4 protein-coding genes and 1 pseudogene are annotated in these 4,564 nt (G+C 72.9%); 3 read left to right on the top strand and 2 right to left on the bottom strand.

The window, feature by feature from the left end:
- Window positions 1-195 (bottom strand): annotated as a pseudogene (locus tag HW445_RS19515) (ATP-binding protein); the annotation flags it as partial.
- Between the two features lie 183 nt (window positions 196-378).
- Window positions 379-1,101: an HdeD family acid-resistance protein gene (locus tag HW445_RS19520; protein WP_180222281.1), complete on the bottom strand. Its 723-nt coding sequence runs from the start codon at window positions 1,099-1,101 to the stop codon at window positions 379-381.
- Window positions 1,102-1,177: 76 nt separating this feature from the next.
- Here HW445_RS19520 and HW445_RS19525 point away from each other — a divergent pair, with 76 nt between their 5' ends.
- From HW445_RS19525 to HW445_RS19530, 3 genes are all read left to right on the top strand, one after another.
- Entirely contained in the window at window positions 1,178-1,921 is a 744-nt protein-coding gene (locus tag HW445_RS19525) for an enoyl-CoA hydratase/isomerase family protein (protein WP_180222282.1), read from the top strand.
- A 111-nt stretch (window positions 1,922-2,032) separates the two neighbouring features.
- A complete protein-coding gene (locus HW445_RS33670) occupies window positions 2,033-2,164 on the top strand; it encodes an LPFR motif small protein (protein WP_277350858.1) in 132 nt (43 codons plus the stop codon).
- A gap of 204 nt (window positions 2,165-2,368) precedes the next feature.
- Window positions 2,369-4,564, top strand: a 2,196-nt coding sequence (locus tag HW445_RS19530; RefSeq protein ID WP_180222283.1) for a Tex family protein, incomplete at its 3' end; no start/stop codon positions are given.

Below are 4,564 nucleotides of genomic sequence, written 5' to 3' on the forward strand. Positions count from 1 at the left end.
CACGTCGTCGTCGGCCGGCACCCCCTGCCGCCGCAGCAGGTCCCGTACGGCCCGCCGCGCCTGCGGCACCGAGGCGTCCACGGCGGGGGCGGTGAACCTCCACACGCCCTCGTAGGGCGCGTGCGCACCGGGCGGCGCGACCGCCGCCGCAGGACCCGGTGGGCCCGGCTCCTCTCCGCGCCCTCGGTCCTCCATCGTCCGGTCCCCGCCCTCGTGCTCGACTGTCACCACACCCCTGAGTGTGGGAAGCGGCAGGTCATTGCCCGGACGGTGACAGGAAAACGATCACTATCGATCACTGTTGACCGGTGGGGTATGCCAAAGGCTGTTGCAGGATCGCTCCTGCGCGGCTTGGCGAAGGTTCGCGAACTCTTCCGCTTATTGCGGCGGAACGTCCCCCTGCCCCCGGCGCTCCTCGCGCCCCGGGCCGGTACGCTCCCCGGCGTCCACGTTCCGCTCCGCGTCCGAGCGGCCCGCGTAGTAGGCGTCGCCGCCGAGCGTCCGGTCGGTGCGGTGCGTGCGGTCGGACCGGTCGGCCTCGGTCACCATGCCCACGACGTTGCGCCCGCCGAAGCCGGTGGCGATCAGGCCCAGCCCGTCGAAGAGCAGCGCCAGCGAGAAGAAGGTGCCCAGCACGTAGCGGCTGTCGCTCGGCCAGGAGTTCAGCACCAGGATGCCCAGCAGCAGGCCGAACGCGCCCTGCACCAGCGTCCAGCCGAACTGCGGCCCGCGCACCACCAGGCTGCCCACCACGCGGAACACCCCGCCGGTGAGGAACAGCAGCGCCGCGAACAGGGTCAGGGAGACCGCCGCCACGTCCGGGCGCACCAGGATCACCACGCCGGCCGCGATGTTCAGGGCCGCGACCACCACACCCAGCCAGAAGAACCCGGTGCCGCGGGCCTGCACCGCGTGCAGCAGCCCGACCACGCCGCCGATCAGGAGCAGCCAGCCGAACAGCAGCATGGTGGTCAGGGTCGCCACCCCGGTGTAGACCAGACCGACGATGCCGGCGATCACCAGCGCCACCCCGAGGGCCGCGAGCCAGCCGAAGCTCCGGTTGATCCGTGCCCGCTCGTCCTTCGCCCTGATCCCGCTCATCGCGGCCTCCTCGCCGGTCGTGCCGTCCTGCCGTGGTGCCGGTCCGAGTACCCAGCCCGCCGGTACCATCCGCCGCATGCAGCCCCATCTGTCGCACAGCGTCGCCGACGGCGTCGCCACCGTCGTGATCAGCCACCCCGCCCGGCGCAACGCCATGACCAACGCGATGTGGCGGGCCCTGCCGCCGCTGCTGGAGACGCTGGCGTCGGACGACGCCGTGCGCGTCCTGGTGCTCACCGGGGAGGGGAACACCTTCTGCGCGGGCGCGGACATCTCGGGACTGCGCGACTCCTCGGAGGTGGCCCAGCGTCTGGCCGTGGAGGCGGAGGAGGCGCTGGCCGCGTTCCCCGTGCCCACACTGGCCGTGGTGCGCGGGCACTGCGTGGGCGGCGGGACCCAGCTGGCCGCCGCCTGCGACCTGCGTTTCGCCGAGGAGGGCGCCCTCTTCGGGGTCACGCCGGCCAAGCTGGGCATCGTCTACCCGGCCTCCTCCACGCGGCGGCTGGTGTCCCTGGTGGGGCCCTCGGCCGCGAAGTACCTGCTGTTCTCCGGCGAACTGGTCGACGGGGAGCGGGCCCTGCGGACGGGTCTGGCCGACGAGCTGCTGCCGGCCGGCGAGCTGGCCGCGCGGGTCGCCGCGTTCACCCGGGTGCTGGCCTCGCGTTCCCGGCTCACCCAGGCCGCGGCGAAGGAGTTCGCGGACGGCCGCACCGACCGGGACGCCCACTGGGCCGCGGCGGCACGGGCGAGCCGGGACCTCGAGGAGGGGGTCGCCGCCTTCCTGGAGCGCCGCTCCCCCTCCTTCACCTGGCCGCGCTGACCCCCGAGGGCCCGTTCCGGGAAAAATGCGCATGTCCGCGACAGGGCCGGTTACCTGTAGTCTCCCCGGCCCGGGACCTCCGGCCGGGGAGAGCGAGGGAAGGTGACCAACGTGTTCCGAGCTGTAGCGGACGTCCTGCGCCAGATCGCCGGCGCGATCGCCACCGTGGTGACGCTGCCCTTCCGGGCCGTCGCCCGGCTGTTCGGCGGCGCCTCCTCCACGGCGCACGGCCGACGCGCCTGAGCGCGCGCGTCCGGCGCGCGCGGCCGTCGTAGAACGAGTCGCGGAACGTCGCGGAACAACGCGCGAAAACATCGGAAAGAACACGGAAAGGCCCGGCCGGCCGGCCGGGCCTTTCCGTGTCCGCGCACGCCCTGCCCGCCGTTCGTCGGTGCGACCTGCCAGAATTGCGGCGGAACTCGAGGCTTCAGAAGGCGGTACGGGATCGTGACGACACCCCTGACAGCGTCCATCGAAGGCAGGATCGCCGAGGAGCTCGGCGTACGGGAGCGGCAGGTCCGGGCCGCCGTGGACCTCCTGGACGGCGGGTCGACGGTGCCCTTCGTCGCCCGGTACCGCAAGGAGGCGACGGACGGGCTGGACGACGCCCAGCTGCGCACCCTGGAGGAGCGGCTGCGGTACCTGCGGGAACTGGAGGAGCGCCGCACCGCCGTCCTGGAGTCGGTGCGCGAGCAGGGCAAGCTCACCGAGGAGCTGGAGGCGCGGATCCGGGAGGCCGACACCAAGGCCCGCCTGGAGGACATCTACCTGCCGTTCAAGCCGAAGCGGCGTACCAAGGCGCAGATCGCCCGGGAGGCCGGGCTGGAGCCGCTGGCGGAGGGGCTGCTGGCCGACCCGTCGGTGGAGCCGCTCGCCGCCGCGGCCGGCTTCGTCGACCCGGACAAGGGCGTGGCCGATCCGCAGGCGGCGCTGGACGGCGCGCGGGCCGTGCTCACCGAGCGGTTCTCCGAGGACGCCGACCTGATCGGCGAGCTGCGCGAGCGGATGTGGACGCGGGGCCGCCTGATCTCCAGGGTGCGGGAGGGCAAGGAGGAGGCCGGCGCCAAGTTCGCCGACTACTTCGACTTCGCCGAGCCCTTCGCCGCGCTGCCCTCGCACCGGGTGCTCGCGCTGCTGCGCGGTGAGAAGGAGGAGGTCCTGGACCTGACCCTGGAGCCGGAGGAGCCGGTCGAGGGGCCGTCTTCGTACGAGGGGATCGTCGCCCACCGCTTCGGCGTCGCCGACCGGGGCCGCCCGGCCGACAAGTGGCTCAAGGACACCGTCCGCTGGGCCTGGCGCACCCGGATCCTGGTGCACCTGGGCATCGACCTGCGGCTGCGGCTGCGCACGGGCGCCGAGGACGAGGCGGTGCGCGTGTTCGCCGCCAACCTGCGCGACCTGCTGCTCGCCGCCCCGGCCGGCACCCGGGCCACGCTGGGCCTGGACCCCGGCTACCGCACCGGCGTGAAGGTCGCCGTGGTGGACGCGACGGGCAAGGTCGTCGCCACGGACGTGATCCACCCGCACGTCCCCGCCAACCGGTGGGACGAGGCGCTCGCCAAGCTGGCCCGGCTGGCGCAGCGCCACGCCGTCGAGCTGATCGCCATCGGCAACGGCACGGCCTCCCGGGAGACCGACAAGCTGGCCGGTGACCTGATCGCCCGGCATCCGGAGCTGAAGCTCACCAAGGTGATGGTGTCCGAGGCCGGCGCCTCCGTGTACTCGGCCTCCGCCTTCGCCTCCCAGGAGCTGCCGGAGATGGACGTCTCGCTGCGCGGCGCGGTCTCGATCGCGCGGCGGCTCCAGGACCCGCTGGCCGAGCTCGTGAAGATCGACCCCAGGTCGATCGGTGTCGGTCAGTACCAGCACGACCTGTCCGAGGTGAAGCTGTCCCGCTCGCTGGACGCGGTCGTCGAGGACTGTGTGAACGGCGTCGGCGTGGACGTGAACACGGCCTCCACGCCACTGCTGGCCCGGGTCTCGGGCATCTCCTCCTCGCTGGCGGAGAACATCGTGCGCCACCGCGACGAGAACGGGCCGTTCGCCTCGCGCGCGGAGCTGAAGAAGGTGGCCCGTCTGGGCCCCAAGGCGTACGAGCAGTGCGCGGGCTTCCTGAGGATCCGCGGCGGCGACCCGCTGGACGCCTCCAGCGTGCACCCCGAGGCGTACCCGGTGGTGCGCCGGATGGTGAAGGCCACGGGCCAGGAGACGGCCGCGCTGGTCGGCAACACCTCGGTCCTGCGCTCGCTGCGGCCCGAGCAGTTCGTGGACGAGACCTTCGGTCTGCCGACGGTGACCGACATCCTCAAGGAGCTGGAGAAGCCGGGGCGCGACCCGCGTCCGGCGTTCAGGACGGCCGGTTTCAAGGAGGGCGTCGAGAAGATCACCGACCTGGAGCCGGGGATGGTCCTGGAGGGTGTGGTCACCAATGTGGCCGCCTTCGGCGCCTTCGTCGACGTCGGCGTCCACCAGGACGGCCTGGTGCACGTCTCGGCCATGTCGCGGACCTTCGTCAAGGACCCGCGGGACGTGGTGAAGCCCGGCGACATCGTCAAGGTGAAGGTGCTGGACGTCGACGTCCCGCGCAAGCGGATCTCGCTGACCCTGCGCCTGGAGGACGAGAAGGCCGCCGAGCGCCCGGCC

The sequence above is a fragment of the Streptomyces sp. UH6 genome, assembly GCF_013421635.1.
Lineage (GTDB): Bacteria > Actinomycetota > Actinomycetes > Streptomycetales > Streptomycetaceae > Streptomyces > Streptomyces abyssomicinicus.

Bases quoted from the DNA above. Each gene is read 5' to 3' on its own strand.
- HW445_RS19520 (WP_180222281.1), bottom strand. From the start codon at position 1,101: ATGAGCGGGATCAGGGCGAAGGACGAGCGGGCACGGATCAACCGGAGC.
- HW445_RS19525 (WP_180222282.1), top strand. From the start codon at position 1,178: ATGCAGCCCCATCTGTCGCACAGCGTCGCCGACGGCGTCGCCACCGTC.